At 35.6% G+C, this 16,978-nt stretch carries 19 protein-coding genes, 2 pseudogenes and 1 other annotated feature; of the genes and pseudogenes, 16 read left to right on the top strand and 5 right to left on the bottom strand.

The window, feature by feature from the left end; translation table 11 throughout:
* Positions 1 to 211: 211 nt before the first annotated feature.
* The 9 genes and pseudogenes from MKX37_RS24730 (at position 212) to MKX37_RS24690 (ending at position 4,789) form a co-directional block, all read left to right on the top strand.
* Entirely contained in the window at positions 212 to 457 is a 246-nt protein-coding gene (locus MKX37_RS24730; RefSeq protein WP_002067963.1) for a helix-turn-helix transcriptional regulator, read from the top strand.
* Positions 447 to 1,154, top strand: coding sequence for a DUF3169 family protein (locus tag MKX37_RS24725; RefSeq protein WP_033713416.1), 708 nt, complete (start codon positions 447 to 449; stop codon positions 1,152 to 1,154). Before MKX37_RS24730 ends, MKX37_RS24725 begins: the two co-directional genes overlap by 11 nt.
* A 42-nt stretch (positions 1,155 to 1,196) precedes the next feature.
* Positions 1,197 to 2,249 carry a site-2 protease family protein gene (locus tag MKX37_RS24720; protein WP_002129811.1) on the top strand — a complete coding sequence of 351 codons (1,053 nt, stop codon included), beginning with the start codon at positions 1,197 to 1,199 and terminating at the stop codon, positions 2,247 to 2,249.
* An 85-nt stretch (positions 2,250 to 2,334) separates the two neighbouring features.
* A complete protein-coding gene (locus MKX37_RS24715; protein ID WP_000404757.1) occupies positions 2,335 to 2,475 on the top strand; it encodes a DUF3985 family protein in 141 nt (46 codons plus the stop codon).
* 355 nt (positions 2,476 to 2,830) lie between these two features.
* Complete coding sequence (locus tag MKX37_RS24710) at positions 2,831 to 3,010, top strand: DUF4083 family protein (RefSeq protein WP_002129810.1); 180 nt, start codon at positions 2,831 to 2,833, stop codon at positions 3,008 to 3,010.
* 284 nt (positions 3,011 to 3,294) lie between these two features.
* A pseudogene (locus MKX37_RS24705) lies at positions 3,295 to 3,399 on the top strand (XRE family transcriptional regulator); the annotation flags it as partial.
* A 189-nt stretch (positions 3,400 to 3,588) separates the two neighbouring features.
* The gene (locus tag MKX37_RS24700; RefSeq protein ID WP_002129799.1) at positions 3,589 to 4,119 is read left to right on the top strand and encodes a DUF4352 domain-containing protein; all 531 of its coding nucleotides are present in this window, start codon (positions 3,589 to 3,591) and stop codon (positions 4,117 to 4,119) included.
* Positions 4,120 to 4,136: 17 nt separating this feature from the next.
* Positions 4,137 to 4,481, top strand: coding sequence for a DUF4064 domain-containing protein (locus MKX37_RS24695; RefSeq protein ID WP_002129797.1), 345 nt, complete (start codon positions 4,137 to 4,139; stop codon positions 4,479 to 4,481).
* 59 nt (positions 4,482 to 4,540) lie between these two features.
* Positions 4,541 to 4,789 carry a hypothetical protein gene (locus tag MKX37_RS24690; protein WP_002129794.1) on the top strand — a complete coding sequence of 83 codons (249 nt, stop codon included), beginning with the start codon at positions 4,541 to 4,543 and terminating at the stop codon, positions 4,787 to 4,789.
* Between the two features lie 993 nt (positions 4,790 to 5,782).
* Here MKX37_RS24690 and MKX37_RS24685 read toward each other — a convergent pair.
* Positions 5,783 to 7,208, bottom strand: a pseudogene (locus MKX37_RS24685) (IS4 family transposase).
* Between the two features lie 181 nt (positions 7,209 to 7,389).
* On the opposite strand from MKX37_RS24685, the gene MKX37_RS24680 reads away from it, so the two are divergent.
* Positions 7,390 to 7,929 (top strand): hypothetical protein, encoded by a 540-nt coding sequence (locus MKX37_RS24680; protein ID WP_002129788.1) that lies wholly within the window; start codon positions 7,390 to 7,392, stop codon positions 7,927 to 7,929.
* A 279-nt stretch (positions 7,930 to 8,208) separates the two neighbouring features.
* On the opposite strand, the gene MKX37_RS24675 is transcribed toward MKX37_RS24680, so the two are convergent.
* Both MKX37_RS24675 and MKX37_RS24670 read right to left on the bottom strand, forming a co-directional pair.
* Positions 8,209 to 8,595, bottom strand: coding sequence for a DUF3938 domain-containing protein (locus tag MKX37_RS24675; protein WP_002192344.1), 387 nt, complete (start codon positions 8,593 to 8,595; stop codon positions 8,209 to 8,211).
* A gap of 340 nt (positions 8,596 to 8,935) precedes the next feature.
* A complete protein-coding gene (locus MKX37_RS24670; RefSeq protein WP_000530031.1) occupies positions 8,936 to 9,829 on the bottom strand; it encodes a YitT family protein in 894 nt (297 codons plus the stop codon).
* Positions 9,830 to 10,104: 275 nt separating this feature from the next.
* Between MKX37_RS24670 and MKX37_RS24665 the strand changes: the two genes are divergently transcribed.
* The 3 genes from MKX37_RS24665 to MKX37_RS24655 all read left to right on the top strand — a co-directional run bounded on the left by MKX37_RS24665 (position 10,105) and on the right by MKX37_RS24655 (position 12,295).
* Entirely contained in the window at positions 10,105 to 10,389 is a 285-nt protein-coding gene (locus tag MKX37_RS24665) for a hypothetical protein (protein ID WP_002015967.1), read from the top strand.
* A 28-nt stretch (positions 10,390 to 10,417) separates the two neighbouring features.
* Positions 10,418 to 11,200: a membrane protein insertase YidC gene (gene yidC / locus MKX37_RS24660; protein WP_002015966.1), complete on the top strand. Its 783-nt coding sequence runs from the start codon at positions 10,418 to 10,420 to the stop codon at positions 11,198 to 11,200.
* Between the two features lie 129 nt (positions 11,201 to 11,329).
* Positions 11,330 to 12,295 carry a hypothetical protein gene (locus MKX37_RS24655; protein WP_002129785.1) on the top strand — a complete coding sequence of 322 codons (966 nt, stop codon included), beginning with the start codon at positions 11,330 to 11,332 and terminating at the stop codon, positions 12,293 to 12,295.
* Between the two features lie 90 nt (positions 12,296 to 12,385).
* Here the strand turns inward: MKX37_RS24655 and MKX37_RS24650 are convergent, their stop codons facing one another.
* Positions 12,386 to 12,613 carry a hypothetical protein gene (locus tag MKX37_RS24650; protein ID WP_002015964.1) on the bottom strand — a complete coding sequence of 76 codons (228 nt, stop codon included), beginning with the start codon at positions 12,611 to 12,613 and terminating at the stop codon, positions 12,386 to 12,388.
* Positions 12,614 to 12,779: 166 nt separating this feature from the next.
* Positions 12,780 to 13,016: a binding site (T-box leader), on the top strand.
* 65 nt (positions 13,017 to 13,081) lie between these two features.
* Between MKX37_RS24650 and MKX37_RS24645 the strand changes: the two genes are divergently transcribed.
* The 3 genes from MKX37_RS24645 to MKX37_RS24635 all read left to right on the top strand — a co-directional run bounded on the left by MKX37_RS24645 (position 13,082) and on the right by MKX37_RS24635 (position 15,946).
* Positions 13,082 to 14,395, top strand: coding sequence for an APC family permease (locus tag MKX37_RS24645; protein WP_000546329.1), 1,314 nt, complete (start codon positions 13,082 to 13,084; stop codon positions 14,393 to 14,395).
* A gap of 49 nt (positions 14,396 to 14,444) precedes the next feature.
* The gene (locus MKX37_RS24640; RefSeq protein ID WP_078422091.1) at positions 14,445 to 15,689 is read left to right on the top strand and encodes an MFS transporter; all 1,245 of its coding nucleotides are present in this window, start codon (positions 14,445 to 14,447) and stop codon (positions 15,687 to 15,689) included.
* Between the two features lie 77 nt (positions 15,690 to 15,766).
* On the top strand, positions 15,767 to 15,946 hold the full coding sequence (locus MKX37_RS24635) for a hypothetical protein (protein WP_078422092.1): 180 nt from the start codon (positions 15,767 to 15,769) through the stop codon (positions 15,944 to 15,946).
* 175 nt (positions 15,947 to 16,121) lie between these two features.
* Here MKX37_RS24635 and MKX37_RS24630 read toward each other — a convergent pair whose 3' ends face one another.
* Positions 16,122 to 16,880, bottom strand: a complete 759-nt coding sequence (locus MKX37_RS24630; RefSeq protein ID WP_002034606.1) for a TrmB family transcriptional regulator — start codon at positions 16,878 to 16,880, stop codon at positions 16,122 to 16,124.
* Positions 16,881 to 16,978 lie beyond the last annotated feature (98 nt).

Raw genomic sequence — 16,978 nt, 5'->3', positions numbered from 1 at the left:
AAATTCACTAGAAAAGCCAGTGCTATAACCTTGGTAGGTGCTATTTTCAGTAATAAGGAAGTTTACGTTGACCTCAATTATGTAGTTCTTGAAGATTATTATATACGTTATGTTTAGTATAATATATATTCGTTTTTGACATGTATCTACGTCAAAATGACAATTATAATTGACAAAGATAAGGATATTATTTACAATTTTAATTAAATAAATGAAAAAGAGGGAAGACATGAAGCTTCAAAATCGAGTGAGGGAATTTCGAGCAAAGCATCGTTTATCACAAGGGGATTTAGGGAAAGCGATTGGCTCATCACGGCAAACCATTAGTTTAATTGAGCGTGGAGATTATGCACCATCTATTGTGTTATCGCTAAAAATCGCACAAATTTTTGGAGCGCCGGTGGAGGAGATATTTATGTTGGTGGAGGGGGAAGAGGACGATGAAGATGAAGAGTAAACGAAAAAAACAATTTGATTTTGTGGGGAAAATAGCATTAAGTATGATGGGTGGCTTTTTAACATCTTATATAGCTTTAAATTTACTCTCGAATGAACCGAGAAAATTATCATCTAATACATTTATAGGTGTATGTACTATTTTTGGAATCTTAATGATGTACTACACTTGGAAGAATACACGTATGTTAGCGGAGGCACGCGATGAAGAAGAGAGCGTACAAGGCAGAAAATTAGGCATTATAAGTATATATTTACGTGTAGGTGATATAGTTACGCAGGCATGGTTTGTATATGCAGTTATTACATGTAGACGTGCACTGTTACAGGATACAAATGTGTCATTTGCAGTGTGGAATTTAGTAGCTTCTATTGTCTGTTTAACTATTGTAGTGGTTATCGGGCTCATAACAAAAAATCGTTATAATAAGCTATATCCTGAACAAGGTGTAACATATATGGAATCTATGAAAATGTGGACGAAAAACGCAGATGAAGGATTAAAGCACATTGTGCATGAGGCTGGATATAAAGCATATGAATTTACGAATACAATATTGGCATATGTATGGTGGGCTGCCGTTATATATACAGCGGCTAGTGATATCGATTTTGTATTAATTGGCTTAATCTCATTTATTTGGATATTGCATCTCGGAAAATTCATGTACGAAATGCAGAGAAAAATGATTTATTAAGGGGAGAAAAAGGTGGATATTTTAAGAAGGCCAGCTGGTTCCATGACGGCGGCGCTAGTTCTGTCCATTTTATACGGAGTAATTCGAACTGGGAAATTAGAAGTAATGTTGAATATATGGGCAGTATTTGGAATTGTATTATTAGTGTTAGCCATTCATGAGCTAGGGCACGTAGTATTTGGTTTGATAGGTGGTTTGAATTTTAAATTTATGACAGTAGGACCTATCACTGTTCAAAAAGAAAAGGGGAAATTACGCATTCGAGAAAATAAATTATGGGCGTACTTTGGTGGTGTGGTGATGTTAGCACCGTCTTCTATAGAGACACCGAACCTTTCAAAGAAATGGGCGTGGATGACTTTAGGCGGACCAATTATGAGTTTATTATTCGGTATTACTTCAGGTTACATATACATGGTGAGCTATTATCAATATCTTTTATATTTTTCCGTTTTCCACTTTGTGATTTTTGCAGTTACAATCGTGCCGATAAAGGGAACGCTACTAAGCGATGGCATGCAATTTCTCATTTTAATTAAAGATGATGAAAAAGCTAAGCAGCATTTATATACGATTCAAATATCGAGTGAGTTATTTAGTTATAAAAGACCGAAAGATTGGGATGAGAGATTAGTAGAACTTAGTGAGGAAAAATTAAAAGAGGATAAAAGTATAAGAGAGATAATGAGCGGACTTATGCTCGTCTTTTATGCCCGAGCTGATCAAAAGGGAATGGAAAGAGCGATACCGTATATAGAACAAATTGTTCAGCTATCTGTAACGAAGGAAAATAAATTTTTCGTTGGTAGTTTTCATAGTTGGTATCTTTTATATAAAGCTCTTTATCAGACGGATAGCCTTTCTCTGCAAGAAGCAAAGGAACATGCAAAGGCCATTACCAAAATGGATTTAAACGGATATTACCGTACACAAGGAATTATTAAATATTTAGAGGACGATATGGAAGCTTCCCGCATTTATATGAAGAAAGCTGATAAAGAATTGGAGAGTGCTGAGAAGAGTGGAATGGGATATTTACAAGTAGAGAGAGAATGGTTTGAGCAGCTACAGGCGAGGGTATCTTACGATGGGTGAGGTATCCTCTTTTTTATATGTCATCTTATTCGATTTCATAAAAAACGAAGTACAGGTAGAATAAAAGAGATAGGAGGAGATACATATGGAAATTTTATCGATTATTTTGATAGTCTTGCTCATTTATGCTGTTTTTAAAGTGGCGTATGTAGCATTAAAGATACTCGCGATCCTATTAATTATCTTTTTAATCGTTGAGTTCGGCAGTAAGTTACTTGGGGGATAGGCATGTTGTGCGTTTTGAGTGTCGAACCGTCGATATAATGAAAAAATCGCTGATATAAGTGGAGAAACGATCGATATATTTTAAAAATCGTTGATATATTTAATTGAATACTAAGTGGGGTATATGGGAAAGAAGTTGCCGTGGAGGTAACTTCTTTTTATTTTGGTGATGGGGTATGAACACATCGCTATCAAGCTAATATTTTTAATTACCCCCATAACGAAAATTTTATGCATCGTTGACTATTGATAATGAGACGTTATGTTAACCGAGCATGTATACTATATACAACCAAAATCAAACAACATATCACTTCCTTCAAATGGTAAAATAGGGAAAAAGGAGGTTCTAAATAATGCCTTTAGAAACCAGTATTTATTACATAGAAGTTGCTATTATTTTAGTAATCATCGGTGCACTGTTTGGCGGGATTATACGTATAATTCGGCATACCAGCAATCGCAAAAAGCAAAATCCAATTGAGCAAAAGTTAGATAGGGTTATTCAACTATTAGAAAAACAAAACAAAGATTGACCCTCCCTCCAAACAGGAGGGGTTTGCAATAACTTCCAATAACGATAATTATGTAAATGAGCTGTCCATATGGGCAGCTTATTTTATTTTTTACTTAGCGTGGGTTTTTTCCGAAATGCTGGCGATACTCCTCAATGAATAAAATAACTTAACATGATAAAATAATATTTGGATGGGAGTCCAATACATATTATTAAAAGTAAAGTGGTTCAAGTCGGAGGAAGGCACCTTAGGTGTCTTTTTTACTGTAATTATATTAATGTTTTCTTTGTCATTTGTAATGCATTCAAAGAGTTTATAAGAAGCTTGATGGACGTCAACAAGGGCGATTCGCTAAACAATTAGCTTTATATGTCAAAATGTTACGTGATAACAAAGACATACTGTGATTTGACTTTAGAAGAAATTTTCCCCAATGAAAAACGGTAAAATTTCACACTATTTTACCATTCCTACCAGTGAGAGCTACGGCTCTCTTTTTTTTATTTTTATTCGACAAAATACGACAAAATAGTTGTAACCGTTTCTGTTATGATAGTTTCAGAAATCTTACATTCTACATAACTGGAGGAAACATAATGTATAAAAAAATGGGTACAATTGCATTAACTGGAGCACTTGCTTTTAGTTTGGCTGCATGTGGTGAAACAGAAGTAAAGGAAGTAAGTAAAACTGACGCTCCTAAACAAGAGGAAAAAAAGGACAAAAAAGCATCTACTGAAAACAAAGTTTATAAAACTGGCGAAACAGTAGAAGTTAATGGATTACAAATCACTTTCAATTCAGCTCAATTCGTCGAACCTAATGAGTATTCAAAAGCCGAAAAAGGAAAAGTACTAGAAATTGCTTTCTCTGCAAAAAACAACGGTAAGAAAGATGCTTATATTGGAACAGAAGAATTGAAGATCGCTGATGCTAGTGGTAACCAATTCAAAGAATATTTCGGCGCAGATAATGCATTTATGAATGAAAATGTTGGTCCAGGTAATCAAATTACAGGGAAAATGTACTTTGATGTATCTGAATCAGATAAATATACAGGTACATATAAACCAAACTTTACGTTGGACGATAAATCTGTGAAGTTCGAATTCACACCTGGTAAATAAAAGGAGAAATTATAAATATGAAAAGAACAACTGAATTTGTATTAGGACTTATTGGTGGTATTTTCGGTATTATTTGTGCATTTATCGCTTTAATGATCGGCGGTATGGGAGCTGCGTTTGAAGCTGAAGGTGCAGATAGCATTATCGGTTTAGGATGGGGAGCTGTCGCTCTATCAATCTTAGGGATTGTTGGCTGCGTAGTAGTTAAAAAGAATGCTAAAGTTGGCGGTATCATGATGACAATTGCTTCTATTGGCGGATTCATCTGTATCTCTATCGTTTACTTATTACCAGGAGTATTATTATTAATCGGTGGATTAATGGGCATCTTCCGTAAAGATAAAGCTGCTGTATCTGCATAAAACAGGCACTCGAAAGAGTGCTTTTATTTATGAATTAATACACAAAAGGAGATTAAACAGTGAAACTGACTTTATTTACAATATCTAACGAACAAATTAAAGAACAATTGAGCAAATTACAAACGAAGGTTGAATCTTTGGAATCTATAAAAGAGATTCAAGATAAAATAATCGCAACGAAAGATAGCCAAATAGCTTTTTTAAACGGGCAAATTGCAAATAAAATTAGGAGTAAGTCGAAATTAGGCACTCGAAAGAGTGCTTTTACTATTTCTCAATACTCGAAATTACTTAACGTGGTAAAATAATAATTGGATTGGCATCCAATACCATATTACGATGGTTCAAATCGCAGGAAGGCACCTTAGGGTGTCTTTTTTTTATTTTTAAAAAGGTATCGACAGCGTTTCAGAAAAATACCACGCTAAGAGCATGCAAGATTTTATACAGTTTTTCGGCTAATCCAGTAACAAACGAGAACTCTAAAACCGCGACAGAATAGGAATATATATAAAATACATAGATCGATAGAACAAAAAAGGAGGTTCCCCTGTGAAAATGGGATTCCCCCTTATCCTTGCTACCGATAATGATACGTTATGTTAACCGATCATGTATGGAATATACAGGGATTTATAACTTGATATAGAACATAAAAGGAGGAGTTTATACTGTAAATAAGGAGACATACATGATGTGGTGAATCTTTACACCCTTATTATAGTAAACGTTTATATATATATAATAATAATGCATTTTAATATGAAATATTGCATTTTTATACATTTAGACCTCTATTAGTCATCTCTTAATGGTATCATAGCGAGGTGAGAGTCTTCAAGGGTTCTCCTTAATGGGAGGAAACGATATATGGAAAGAGTGCAATCGATTGACAGTAATATGAAACTCAAGAGCTGGGGTAAACAGGTATTAGCTGTAGGCGGAATGTTAGGGTTCTGCTATTTGGTGTTATATGTTTTCAGTTTCTTAGTTGTTATATAAATACTATACAACTACACTAGTGGGGTCTTGCCTACAGAGGTAAGGCTCTTTTGTTGTACCTGAGGTAAACATACTATACACAATACCTCTCAAGATTTTCGGATTACCCTGTATGGTGCCTTGTTCCTCAGATGGTACAAATATAGGTTGATGGGCATGTGGCGGTACCCTATCGCTATCAAGCTAAGCTCATACAACGTCAATTATAGTAGAGAGTGTTTCTTTTTTCTAAAGGTTATGTGTAAGGAATTTAAAGATTTGCATACGAAATAAACCCTAGCGGGTTTCATTTTTTTGAATTAAGCCGCTTGATTATCAGACATGGTACAATTGTAAACGACACCTAATATATCAAAGACTGTTTTCTTCTCATATCGATGAGATTTTCTCCCGTTTTGCTGTAGGAGATTGAACAGGCGAAGTAACACCTTTGATAGCTCTTGGGTGTTTTTTTTGTATAGTTTGGAATAGAAGAAGGAAATAGTCTTTAATCATATATATGGCTTTATACTCACTAAGCTCTCGTTTTTTCTTCATGAGGAGCAATTGGCGCATTTGAAACATGATAGAAGAACAGAGTAGAATGGCAATCAATTGACCATATAAATGGCACTCCAATCGTTCTTGTTTTATCTTTTTACAATGATGGATTTGAAAGAATGACTTCCACGTTTTAAATAAAATTTCGATTTGCCAACGCAAAGAATACCAGTCATGTACATGTCCCATCGGGACAATATCTGTAGGGGTGTCTGTCATATATACATTGATACCACTGAGTCGTTTACTACGAGGAGAATACTTCATTCCTTTCTTTTTTTCTCTTACAGCTTGATCTTGTAATCGTTTTTGTTGCTGTTGTTTTGTTAATCGATGAACAATTACACGAGCTGGCACTTTATCAATCATTCCTACATAAGTATCAGCTATTTCACATGTTTTTCCTGGTTGAAGGGAGTTCATTAACGTCTCCATATCTATCTGTATATACTCTGTACCTTTCTTAATTCTTCCATCTTGAAAATAATCAGGGTTAGGATTTTTTTGATAAATACGCGTATTCGACTTGATACGAGAGATATAGTAGGCCTCTTTATCTTATATATATTGAAGGTCTTTTAAATGAAAATAACCTAAATCTCGGATACATAAATCATTCGCTGTCACAGTTGGGGCACACAGAGAGCCGTAAGTGCGATTATGTTGTTTACCTGGTCCTGTATGAATATGGAGGAATTGTCCACTTAAAAGGTCATATTCAAGTTGAATTTTTACACCAGCCTTATGGCTACAACCTCCTGCACCAGGATAAACCGATGAAAATACATCTGGAAGTTGAAATGCAGTGGAATCTAAGATACGAATACGCTTAAAAATAGAAGTAAATGAAGAAGAAAACAACCTAGATGAAGATAATTTTTGGTTCAGAAGTTTAGCTAATACTGGTTGTAGAAACTGCACGGCTGCGGCATTAAATCGTTGATTTAGTCCTTCAGGACTGATGAGTACTTCTGTTGATGCTTCTAAACAACTACATAACTGGATTAAGGAAGTTTTTGCTACACTCTGGCTTATCCATACGCATAAAGCTACTAAATCTTGTGCTTGATACTTACTTGTTCGCTGTACAAACCCAACATCCCTAGCTAGATTCTGTAAGATATTTGGGGATGAAAAATTCTGAATCTCCTGTGCAAATAGTTGTAACTCGTCAGATATCGACATATAAAAACACCATCCTTTCCTATGATTCTACAGAAAGAATAGCGTATTTTTTCATTTTAAGAAAGTTTAGTTTTGTTAGCTTAATAGCGATGGGTCTTTACTCCAACAAGGGGATTTATGGAAAATTGTAGAATGTATTAATTTTAAATTCTTATACCCAATTTTTTAGGAGTGACTACAAATGCGAATATACCCTGATTGTCCAATTATTACTAGAACAGTAGAGGTTGGCGGACTTACGAAATCACAGCTTATTCAGAAATTGCAACAATACTCCATTTTGATGAATGAGTATGGAGAAAGACTGCTAGCTGATGATAAATTTACGACTTCTAATACAAAGTACAGCCTGCAGACCGTTGAACTAACCGTTATAGACCTTGGCTTTCCTGATGGAGCTACTACGGCTCAGCTCTTTAAAAGAGCGAGCGAACTTGGTTTGGAATTGTGTCCGCTTGAGCTGGGACCTCAACTAAGATTGGAGTATCTGGAACAGCCTGAAGGTTATTTGGGGAATGCCTCACAACAACATCAAGCTCCATCTGGCTCCATCACAATAGCATCGGAAATATTAACTAAAGACGATGATTTTCCGAAAGGCTTTTATCTTAGACAAATTAATGGCGTGTTTTGGCTACGCGGATACATCGCTGACCATCTGCACGTTTGGAAGCCTGAAGACCACTTTATCTTTGTCAAACAAAAAAATTTTAAAAAGTGAGAAATCATGAGAAACTTACCTGCTTTTGTTCAACTAAAGGGGGGCTTTACTTCATGAGACCGTCGTTAGACGGTCTTTTTTATTGCCCTTGTTTTTAGGGATCACCACATCACCATCAAGCTAAGAAAAGCAAATACCTCAAAACAAAAAAATAAGCTTTTTTGTTACAAGTTAATACAAAATTTCGTTCTGGGGGTACTATAAAATATTAGCTTGATAGCAATGGGGTATGAACAGGAAAGAACAGGAAACAAAAAAGCTGGAAGAATATCTTCCAGCTTACGAGTTACTTTCAATTTGACGACCATTTTCTTCTTCGTGGTCTTGTAGTAGGTTGAATACGTCTGCTAGGCAGAATGCGATAAACCAAGTCCATAGACCGTGGAAGAAAGCTGAGCTTAATTGAAGTGGTAATGTATAGTTTGTCATTGAGTAGGAAATACATCCACCAACGATTCCGATCATTGTTAATAACATTGTTTTTTGAGCATTTTCTTCTGGATTGAAGAGGAAGAAAATGTATCCGCCTAAAATTGAAGCGCTTACAAGGGTTTCGATTCCATTAAAAATGATATTCTCTCCAAGCTCTGTGTTTGTCCAGAAACAGATCACGCCGCCGACGATCGCAAATAGGACAGCTAGTGTGTATCGTATATATTGATTCATATGTTCATCTCCTTATGTAATAAGATGATTTGGAAGTCAAAAAGGTAGGTATAGTATATTGAAGTGAATTTTAGTTGTACGTATCTTTTATAAAAAGATCAGTGAAGAATAACTAAGATGATCGGTTTTTTTAAACCGTTACGTGTATGGTGTCTGAAATATACCCGACTGCTCGTTTCTTTTTGCTTATAAAAATAAGAGAAACTTCCAAGTCTATATACTCTTTTTTGTAAGTCTAGTTTTATTATAACATATTTAGTGATACAATAATAGAATTATCTGATTTTGTAATAAGTGTAAAAAATAAAAAACGCAAGGAATTGTAGTTCCTTGCGCCTTTTTATATACGTTTGAAACGGCCGACAATTTCAACTGTTTCAGTAATGTTCATAAATGCTTTATTATCCACTTGGCGGATAATACGTTTCATTTCGCCCAACTCGTAGCGAGTTACGACAGTGTAAATCATTTTTTTCTTATGGTTTGTATAGCCGCCGACAGCATCTACCATTGTTACGCCACGTATGCCGTGATGTAATAGTGAGCTTTTTATTTCCTCACCTTTTTCTGTAATTGTCATTATCGTTAATTTAATATGTTTTGTATGCACGGCATCAATTACTTTGCTGACTACAAACCGACTAATTAACGTATAAAGCGTAATATCCCATCCGAAAATAAATCCTGCTGCAACAAGTAAGATTAAGTTGAATCCAAAGATGATTGCTCCAATTGAAACATCGCGATGTTTCGCTACAATCAATCCAACAACATCAAAACCACCTGTTGAAGAAGCAAATCGGAATATGATTCCTGAGGCAGCACCGCAGATGACACCACCGAATACAGAAGACAGCAAAATATCATCTGAAACTTGGTGTACTGGGATAATGTTCATCGCTAAAGATGATACAGCCACAAAGTATGCCGTTAAAAAGGTTGTCTTCTTTCCTAAGTAAAAGTGACTTAAAATAAGAAGCGGAATGTTTAGTAAAAAGATAAGTGCTCCGATATTGTAGTGCATTAAATAACCGATAATCATCCCTACACCAGCGAATCCACCGCTAATCATATTATGCGGGATAAAAAACATATTCATAGAAATTGCATACAAAATAGAAGCTATAAAAATAACAACTAACTGTATGATGAATTCTAAATGAAATGTTTTAGCTGCTGGGAAGGATAAAAAGGCGGTGTCGGGAACGTAATCGGCGTCTCCTAGTTGACCCATAGTATGTTTCATCTCCATATTCATTTTTGATTACAAGAAGAGAATAAAGCTTTTTTCAAAAACTGGCAATAGTTTTATTATAATGCAAAAATTTTATAAATTTCTAACAAATTAAACCTATTCAAAGATACGTGTGAATATACTAAAGAAAGCGGATACATTAGTTTTCTAGCATAATTTTTTGAGAAAATATGCAAAAAAAATTTTTGAGAACAAAAGGAAATAGAGAATGTTTGCTGAATATGCTAAAATGACTTTATTAAGGATGTGAAGCGATGGAATTTTTATTGCAGGATGCAATTCTATATATATCGTTTGTAACGACAGCGCTTTGTGTATTAGAAGTCTTTTTTCTTGCTAACGTTTCTCGCTTTGTGCGTCAGCAAGCATCGAGCGGTAGACAGAGAGCTTTTAAACTAGTAGATACGTGTGAAGAGGGTACAAGAAATGTACCGCTATTTTCTATTTTTTATAAATATGGAATGATTCGTTCTGTCCGCAGACAAGAATCGAGTGGAGAGAGTGACGAGGTAGGTCCGTATACACCAATGTTTCGCTAATTAATTACGAAACATTGGAGGAATGAACATGTTAAAATCATACCGAGCTAGGCTCATTAGTTTATCATTATTACTTGTTTTTGTTTTATCTGGCTGCAGTAATGCAGGCACAATTGATTCACATAGTACGGGAATTTGGAACCATTATTTCGTATATCCAATCTCATTTATGATTCAATTTGTTGCTCATCATATACCTGGAGCTAGCTTCGGGATTGCCATTATTATCATGACGCTCGTTATTCGTTCAGCAATGATTCCATTAGCTGTTTCGCAATATCGTAGCCAAGCGAAAATGAAAAAAATGCAACCTGAATTACAGAAGCTGAAACAGAAATACGGTGATGTGGGTAAAGATCTTGAAAAACAAAAGCAGTATCAAAAAGAAATGTCAGAACTAATGAAATCAGGCGGTTGGAATCCGTTAGCTGGGTGCTGGCCAATCTTTATACAAATGCCGATTTTCTCTGCTTTGTATTATGCGATTAGCCGAACTGAAGAGATTCGTACATCTTCATTTTTATGGGTGAACCTAGGACATGCAGATCCATATCATATATTACCGATTATCGCAGCGTTAACAACATTTATTCAAATGAAGGTGTTCCAATCAAATGTAACGCCTGGAGAACAAGTTCAAATGCTGAAAATACAGCAAATTATGATGCCTGCAATGATTCTATTTATGGGATTTGCGGCGCCATCAGGACTGGTGCTGTATTGGATTACAGGTAACTTATTTACAATGACACAAACAATTGTATTAAGAAAAGTAATGGAACGTGAAGAATTACAATTACAAAAAGCTTAGAAAAACGCCGCTCGTGATGAGCGGTGTTTTTTATTTAAATCGTTAAGGAAATTTTAAGAAACCAACATTACTATTGGCATTGTATACGAAAGTGTACATGCTTTAGAACTATGAAGGAGGAAATTTCCTATGAAGAAGAAAACAGTTGGGTATGTAGCAATTGCAGGTGCTTTATCATTTGGAATTATAGGAGGAGCTTGCATACCAGCGTTTGCGGCAACGAATACTCCAGCGGCCGAGCAAGTTACAAAAGGAACTGCGAAGAAGAATTTAGATGAGGCTACAAAACAAAAAGTAAAAACGATTATGGACGATACAAAGAAACAGTTAGAGGAACTAGGTGTGAAACTTCCAGAGAAGGAGAAACGCAAAGACATGCTTGCGGACTTAGATGAGGCGACAAAAGAAAAAGCGAAGTCGATTCTAGAGCAAGAAAAATCCGGAAAATTAACTCGCGAACAAGCAAATGAGGAATTAACAAAGCTAGGCGTGAAATTCCCAGAGAAAGGTAAGCACAAAGATATATTCGCGAATTTAGATGAGGCGACAAAAGAAAAAGCGAAGTCCATTTTTGAGCAAGAAAAGTCCGGAGCATTAACGCATGAGCAAGTGAAAGAGAAATTGAAAGAATTAGGCGTAACGCTTCCAGAGAAAGGGAAGCACGGTGACATGTTCGCGGATTTAGATGAGGCGACAAAAGAAAAAGCGGAAGCAATTTTGAAGCAAGAAAAGTCTGGAACACTAACTCGTGAGCAAGCAAAAGCGAAGTTGAAAGAACTAGGTGTGAAATTCCCAGAGAAAGGGAAGCACGGTGATATGTTCGCGAATCTAGATGAGGCGACAAAAGAAAAAGCGAAGTCTATTTTTGAGCAAGAAAAGTCCGGGAAATTAACTCGCGAGCAAGCGAAAGAAGAATTGGCAAAACTAGGTGTGAATCTTCCAGAGAAAGGGAAGCATGAAGACATCTTTGCAAACTTAGATGAGGTGACAAAAGAAAAAGCGAAAGCGATTCTAGAAAAGGAAAAGAAACAATTAGCAGATTTAAATGTGGATCTTCCAAATCATAAATTTTTTATGAAAAAAGATGAAAAATAATTGAACTATGTAGTATCTTTCATGTGGGCAACCGAAAGGTACATACGACAAATGCGAGGACCGATTTCTGTAAGCAGAAATCGGTCCCTTTTAATGATTCATTGAAATTCTTTTCATTGTTAGTATGTATCCAAAGATGCAGTAGAAGATTGCAAAACCGATAAACACTTCAGTATATTGGTATTTACCTAATACGTAGAAGGAAGCAGCTGGTATAATAGCTACCGCTAAAATGCTATAACCAGGATACTTATATCGATACATGATAGCGAATATAAAAGAAAGAACAGTAGCGATGATACAAAAAATAGCAATCATTATTAGTACACCTCCTACATGAATTATACCATTTTTAGGGAAATAGAGAAAAATGGTAACTTCTGTTATAATATAAGAAGAGAAATATTTCATATGTTATATAAAAAAATATATTGATTTTTTCTAACAATTCAATATAATGAACAATAACTACAAAATTCGACATCAAGAAGTGATGATGAGGACATGATCAATTTTTTACGATTCTCAGAGAGGGAAGCCTTTGGCTGTGAGCTTCCTAATACGGAAAACTGGATTACCACCTCTGAACTGCAGCAGTGAACGGATACCTAGTAATTGCTTGCCGGCAAAAACCGTTATTTTGACTTGAGAAATTGGTGAAGTGTGTTACTTTGCGAATTGAAACAAGGGTGGAACCACGAATACAACACTCGTCCCTTTTTTAGGGAGGAGTGTTTTTTTATTTCATTTTTGCATCACACTAGAATTGGAAGGAGGATACGCAGCATGCATCATGATGAGAAGAACAAAATTGGTTTAACAGTAGCACTTTCTATCGTAGTAGGAACGATTATTGGATCTGGTGTGTTTATGAAACCAGGGAGCGTATTAGATTACTCAGGGAGTTCTAATATGGCGATTCTTGCTTGGGTAATTGGTGGACTATTGACGCTAGCCAGTGGTTTAACAGTAGCCGAAATTGGAGCGCAAATCCCGAAAAATGGTGGGTTGTATACGTATTTAGAGGAGATTTACGGAAGTTTTTGGGGATATTTATCAGGCTGGATGCAAACAATTGTTTATGGACCAGCTATTATTGGAACATTAGGCTTGTATTTTAGTTCTTTAATGATTAATTTTTTCTATTTAGATAAAGTATGGAATTTACCAATTGCTATTGGAACAGTTGTGTTCCTTGGCGTTGTAAATAGTATGGGAACAAAATATGGAGGTATCGTCCAAACGGTTACGACAATTGGGAAGATGATTCCGATTGTATTAATTGTTGTGCTAGGTTTTTGGAAAGGGAATAGCGATATCTTTAATGTAGTTGTGCCGATATCAGAAAATCAAAGTATCGGTATGGCAATTTTAGCAACGTTATTTGCTTATGACGGCTGGATTTTACTCGCTTCTATTGGCGGAGAAATGAAGAACCCAACAAAGTTATTACCGAAGGCGATGACAGTTGGGATTTTAATTGTAACGGCTGCTTACGTGTTAATTAACTTAGCGTTATTAAATGTATTACCAGCAGCTAAAATCGTAGACCTTGGAGAGAATGCAACAGCGACAGCTGCGGGCATGCTACTTGGAGAATATGGCGGGAAAATCATTAGTATCGGTATTATCGTTTCTATTTTCGGTTGTTTAAATGGAAAGATTTTAACGTTCCCACGTATTCCGATGTCGATGGCAGAGCGTGGACACCTTCCGTTTTCTAAGTTTATCGCAAAGGAAAGTCCAAGATTTAAAACACCAGCAAATGCGATTACTGTTGAAATCATTTTAGGAATTATTTTAATGATTATTAGTGATCCGAATAAGCTATCTGAGATTTCCGTATTCATTATTTATATTTTCTATGTAATGACGTTTATTGGTGTCTTCATTTTAAGAAAACGTAACAAGAATAAAGAGCGTGCATACAGTGTACCGTTATTCCCGATTGTACCAATCATTGCGATTTTAGGATCATTGTTTGTACTTGGAAGTGCGATTATTAATGATCCGGTAAGTTGTTTCTTATCAATTGGAATTGTCTTTACTGGACTACCGGTATATTGGTATTTAAATAAGAAGAACAAAACTAGTGTTTAATAATTAGAAGGCAGGCGTATGATACGCCTGTTTTTTTATTGTAAAAAAATTGTACTTGTTTTCAATTTCTTTTTTGGTTACTATAGTCGTAGTAACCAAAAAAGAAAGCGTGGGGAGAGACTTGAATTTTCGTGTATATATTTTAGCTATCGCGGCTTTCGTAGTCGGAACGGTTGAGCTAATTATAGGAGGAACGCTCGATCTAGTTGCCAATGATTTAGGAGTATCTATTAGTGCAGCTGGTCAGCTTATAACAATATTTTCAGTAGTATTTGCTTTATCAGGTCCGGTTTTATTAGCGGTAACTGGAAAATTTGAAAGAAAAAGATTATACATTGGGGCATTATCAATTTTCTTAATCGGAAATATTATTTCAGCATTTAGTGTGAATTACGGGATGTTAATGTTTTCAAGGGTTGTTTGTGCAGCGAGTGGTTCGCTTATTATTGCACTATCAGTAACACTTGCTTCTAGCGTTGTAGAACCGCATTTTCGTGCGCGTGCAATTGGAATCATTTTCATGGGTATTAGTGGATCACTCGTACTTGGAGTACCACTAGGTCTTGTGCTCGGAAATGCATATGGATGGCGTGCACCATTTGTATTAATTTCGGTATTAACAGTTATAGCAATCGCTTGTATTTCATTATTTTTAACGAAAGTACCACCGACATCAGTACTATCGATAAGAGAACAAATTGCTACGTTAAAGGATAAAAAAATTGTAAGCGCACAGTTAACATCATTTTTATTTTTAACAGGTCATTTAACGCTATACGCATATTTAACACCGTTTTTAAAAGATGTCATGCATGTTGAAGCAAATTGGATTAGTGTGTTTTACTTCATTTTCGGAATTGCGGCGGTACTTGGAGGCGGCCTTGGCGGCTTGCTTGCTGATAAATGGGGATCGAAGAAAAGTATTATTTCCATCATTATCGTATTTGCATGTGCAATCTTTATGTTGCCGATGATGACATTCTCATTCCCGCTTTTCATTATTATGATGGGGCTTTGGAGTATGCTGAGCTGGGCAATTTCGCCAGCACAGCAAAACTATTTAATTGAAATTGCGCCAGAATCAGCTGGTATTCAGCAAGGTTTAAATAACTCTGCACTTCATTTAGGAATTGCACTTGGCTCAACAGTGGGCGGAGTTGTTATTGAGAAATCATCTGTTATATATAACGCTTGGGTAGGCGGCGTTTTCATTATATTGGCACTACTTTGTGCGATTTTCTCTATTACGAGAGGACGTTCGAATCAGCTTACGAAAGAAGAATCTATCATTTGATAGGTTCTTTTTTGTGTGAAAAATTGCAGGGGTTAGTAGAGAAATGGAGAAGGGAGTATATAGCGAGGTGATAGTATATGGAGTCTAATTTTTCAATTATTGGTTTTCTAATTTCTTTAGTCCCATTATTTCTTATTATTTTTGTATTTAGATGGATTCGTTTCATCTATCAAAATTCTGAGAAACAAGTAGAGCAAAATGAGAAGATTATTGAGCTTTTGATGGAGATAAAGGAGCAAAAAGAAGTCGTGAAATGAACGTTCTGTATTTACAAATCAAAACCATCCGAAAAACCAACTACATAAAATTGAATTAGTGAAAGCGTAAAAAAGAGCTGTACCAAATGAGTATGTAAAACTCCGTTTGATACAGCTTTTTTTGTATGGAAAATTATATTATCTATTCAAATGGTAGAATCGATTTTTGGATTTGTTAATATCTCAACTTCATCAACAATTCCTTAATTTCCTCATCCTGCATAAAGAGATCATGGTGCTTCTCTGTAATCTTCGCAAGTGCAACGTCATGATAGAAGAACTCCGTAAAGAACTTCACGAAAGGTTGTGACATTGTTTTCATCGCTTGCCATGATTCTTGCTCTACACCAGCAAATAAAATTTCACTATCGTCAACGATGAGTAGTAAATAACGCTCTAATGCGTTAGGTTCTTGAGCTGGGATTAAAAAATGCATGTTTTCTAAGTCAGTTTCCACTTTTCCAACTATGAGGGACTCGACTTGGACGCCTTGTTTTTCTTTTTGTTCTAGTAAAGGAAGATATTCTAAAAGGGTATCGTTCCATGCGGAGATGCGTATGGATTCTTTCGCATCTTCTATAAGTTGCCTACTTTGTACTTTAATAGAAGACTGCATTTTTAAACTCCAAACGCGGTCATCTGTAAATGATTTTTTAGAAATATTATTTTCAAGTTCTTTAATATTAGATTGGAATTCTGTCGTTAACTTTTCAATTGCTAGCTTGAGTGGTAATGCTGTATACAATTTTTTCTTTTCAGAAACAGAATCCATTACCATCCCTTTATCAATGAGTCGTGCTAACACTTCGTATATTTTTGCTTTTGGAACACCTGAATGTTTAACGATAGTTGTTGCATCTAATGGGTCATTGCTTGATACGACAACTTCATAAGCTTGGCTTTCATATTGTGAGAAACCGAATTTTTGTAGCATAGTTCCCTCCGAACGAATGAGATTATATGTTAAGGATAATGAACTATTTGTTTTTACACAAGTGTTGAGATAACAAGTAGGTTGATTGAAATGAGAAT

Origin of the sequence: Bacillus sp. FSL R5-0709 (assembly GCF_038004785.1) — a bacterium.
Taxonomy (GTDB): Bacteria; Bacillota; Bacilli; order Bacillales; family Bacillaceae_G; genus Bacillus_A; species Bacillus_A mycoides.
Note: the sequence above shows the minus strand (reverse complement) of the source record. Positions and strands in the feature narration are given on the sequence as shown.

Coding starts and splice junctions, on each gene's coding strand:
- MKX37_RS24730 (WP_002067963.1), top strand. CDS start 212: ATGAAAAAGAGGGAAGACATGAAGCTTCAAAATCGAGTGAGGGAATTT.
- MKX37_RS24725 (WP_033713416.1), top strand. CDS start 447: ATGAAGAGTAAACGAAAAAAACAATTTGATTTTGTGGGGAAAATAGCA.
- MKX37_RS24720 (WP_002129811.1), top strand. CDS start 1,197: ATGACGGCGGCGCTAGTTCTGTCCATTTTATACGGAGTAATTCGAACT.
- MKX37_RS24715 (WP_000404757.1), top strand. CDS start 2,335: ATGGAAATTTTATCGATTATTTTGATAGTCTTGCTCATTTATGCTGTT.
- MKX37_RS24710 (WP_002129810.1), top strand. CDS start 2,831: ATGCCTTTAGAAACCAGTATTTATTACATAGAAGTTGCTATTATTTTA.
- MKX37_RS24700 (WP_002129799.1), top strand. CDS start 3,589: ATGTATAAAAAAATGGGTACAATTGCATTAACTGGAGCACTTGCTTTT.
- MKX37_RS24695 (WP_002129797.1), top strand. CDS start 4,137: ATGAAAAGAACAACTGAATTTGTATTAGGACTTATTGGTGGTATTTTC.
- MKX37_RS24680 (WP_002129788.1), top strand. CDS start 7,390: ATGCGAATATACCCTGATTGTCCAATTATTACTAGAACAGTAGAGGTT.
- MKX37_RS24675 (WP_002192344.1), bottom strand. CDS start 8,595: ATGAATCAATATATACGATACACACTAGCTGTCCTATTTGCGATCGTC.
- MKX37_RS24670 (WP_000530031.1), bottom strand. CDS start 9,829: ATGGGTCAACTAGGAGACGCCGATTACGTTCCCGACACCGCCTTTTTA.
- MKX37_RS24665 (WP_002015967.1), top strand. CDS start 10,105: ATGGAATTTTTATTGCAGGATGCAATTCTATATATATCGTTTGTAACG.
- yidC (WP_002015966.1), top strand. CDS start 10,418: ATGTTAAAATCATACCGAGCTAGGCTCATTAGTTTATCATTATTACTT.
- MKX37_RS24655 (WP_002129785.1), top strand. CDS start 11,330: ATGAAGAAGAAAACAGTTGGGTATGTAGCAATTGCAGGTGCTTTATCA.
- MKX37_RS24650 (WP_002015964.1), bottom strand. CDS start 12,613: ATGATTGCTATTTTTTGTATCATCGCTACTGTTCTTTCTTTTATATTC.
- MKX37_RS24645 (WP_000546329.1), top strand. CDS start 13,082: ATGCATCATGATGAGAAGAACAAAATTGGTTTAACAGTAGCACTTTCT.
- MKX37_RS24635 (WP_078422092.1), top strand. CDS start 15,767: ATGGAGTCTAATTTTTCAATTATTGGTTTTCTAATTTCTTTAGTCCCA.
- MKX37_RS24630 (WP_002034606.1), bottom strand. CDS start 16,880: ATGCTACAAAAATTCGGTTTCTCACAATATGAAAGCCAAGCTTATGAA.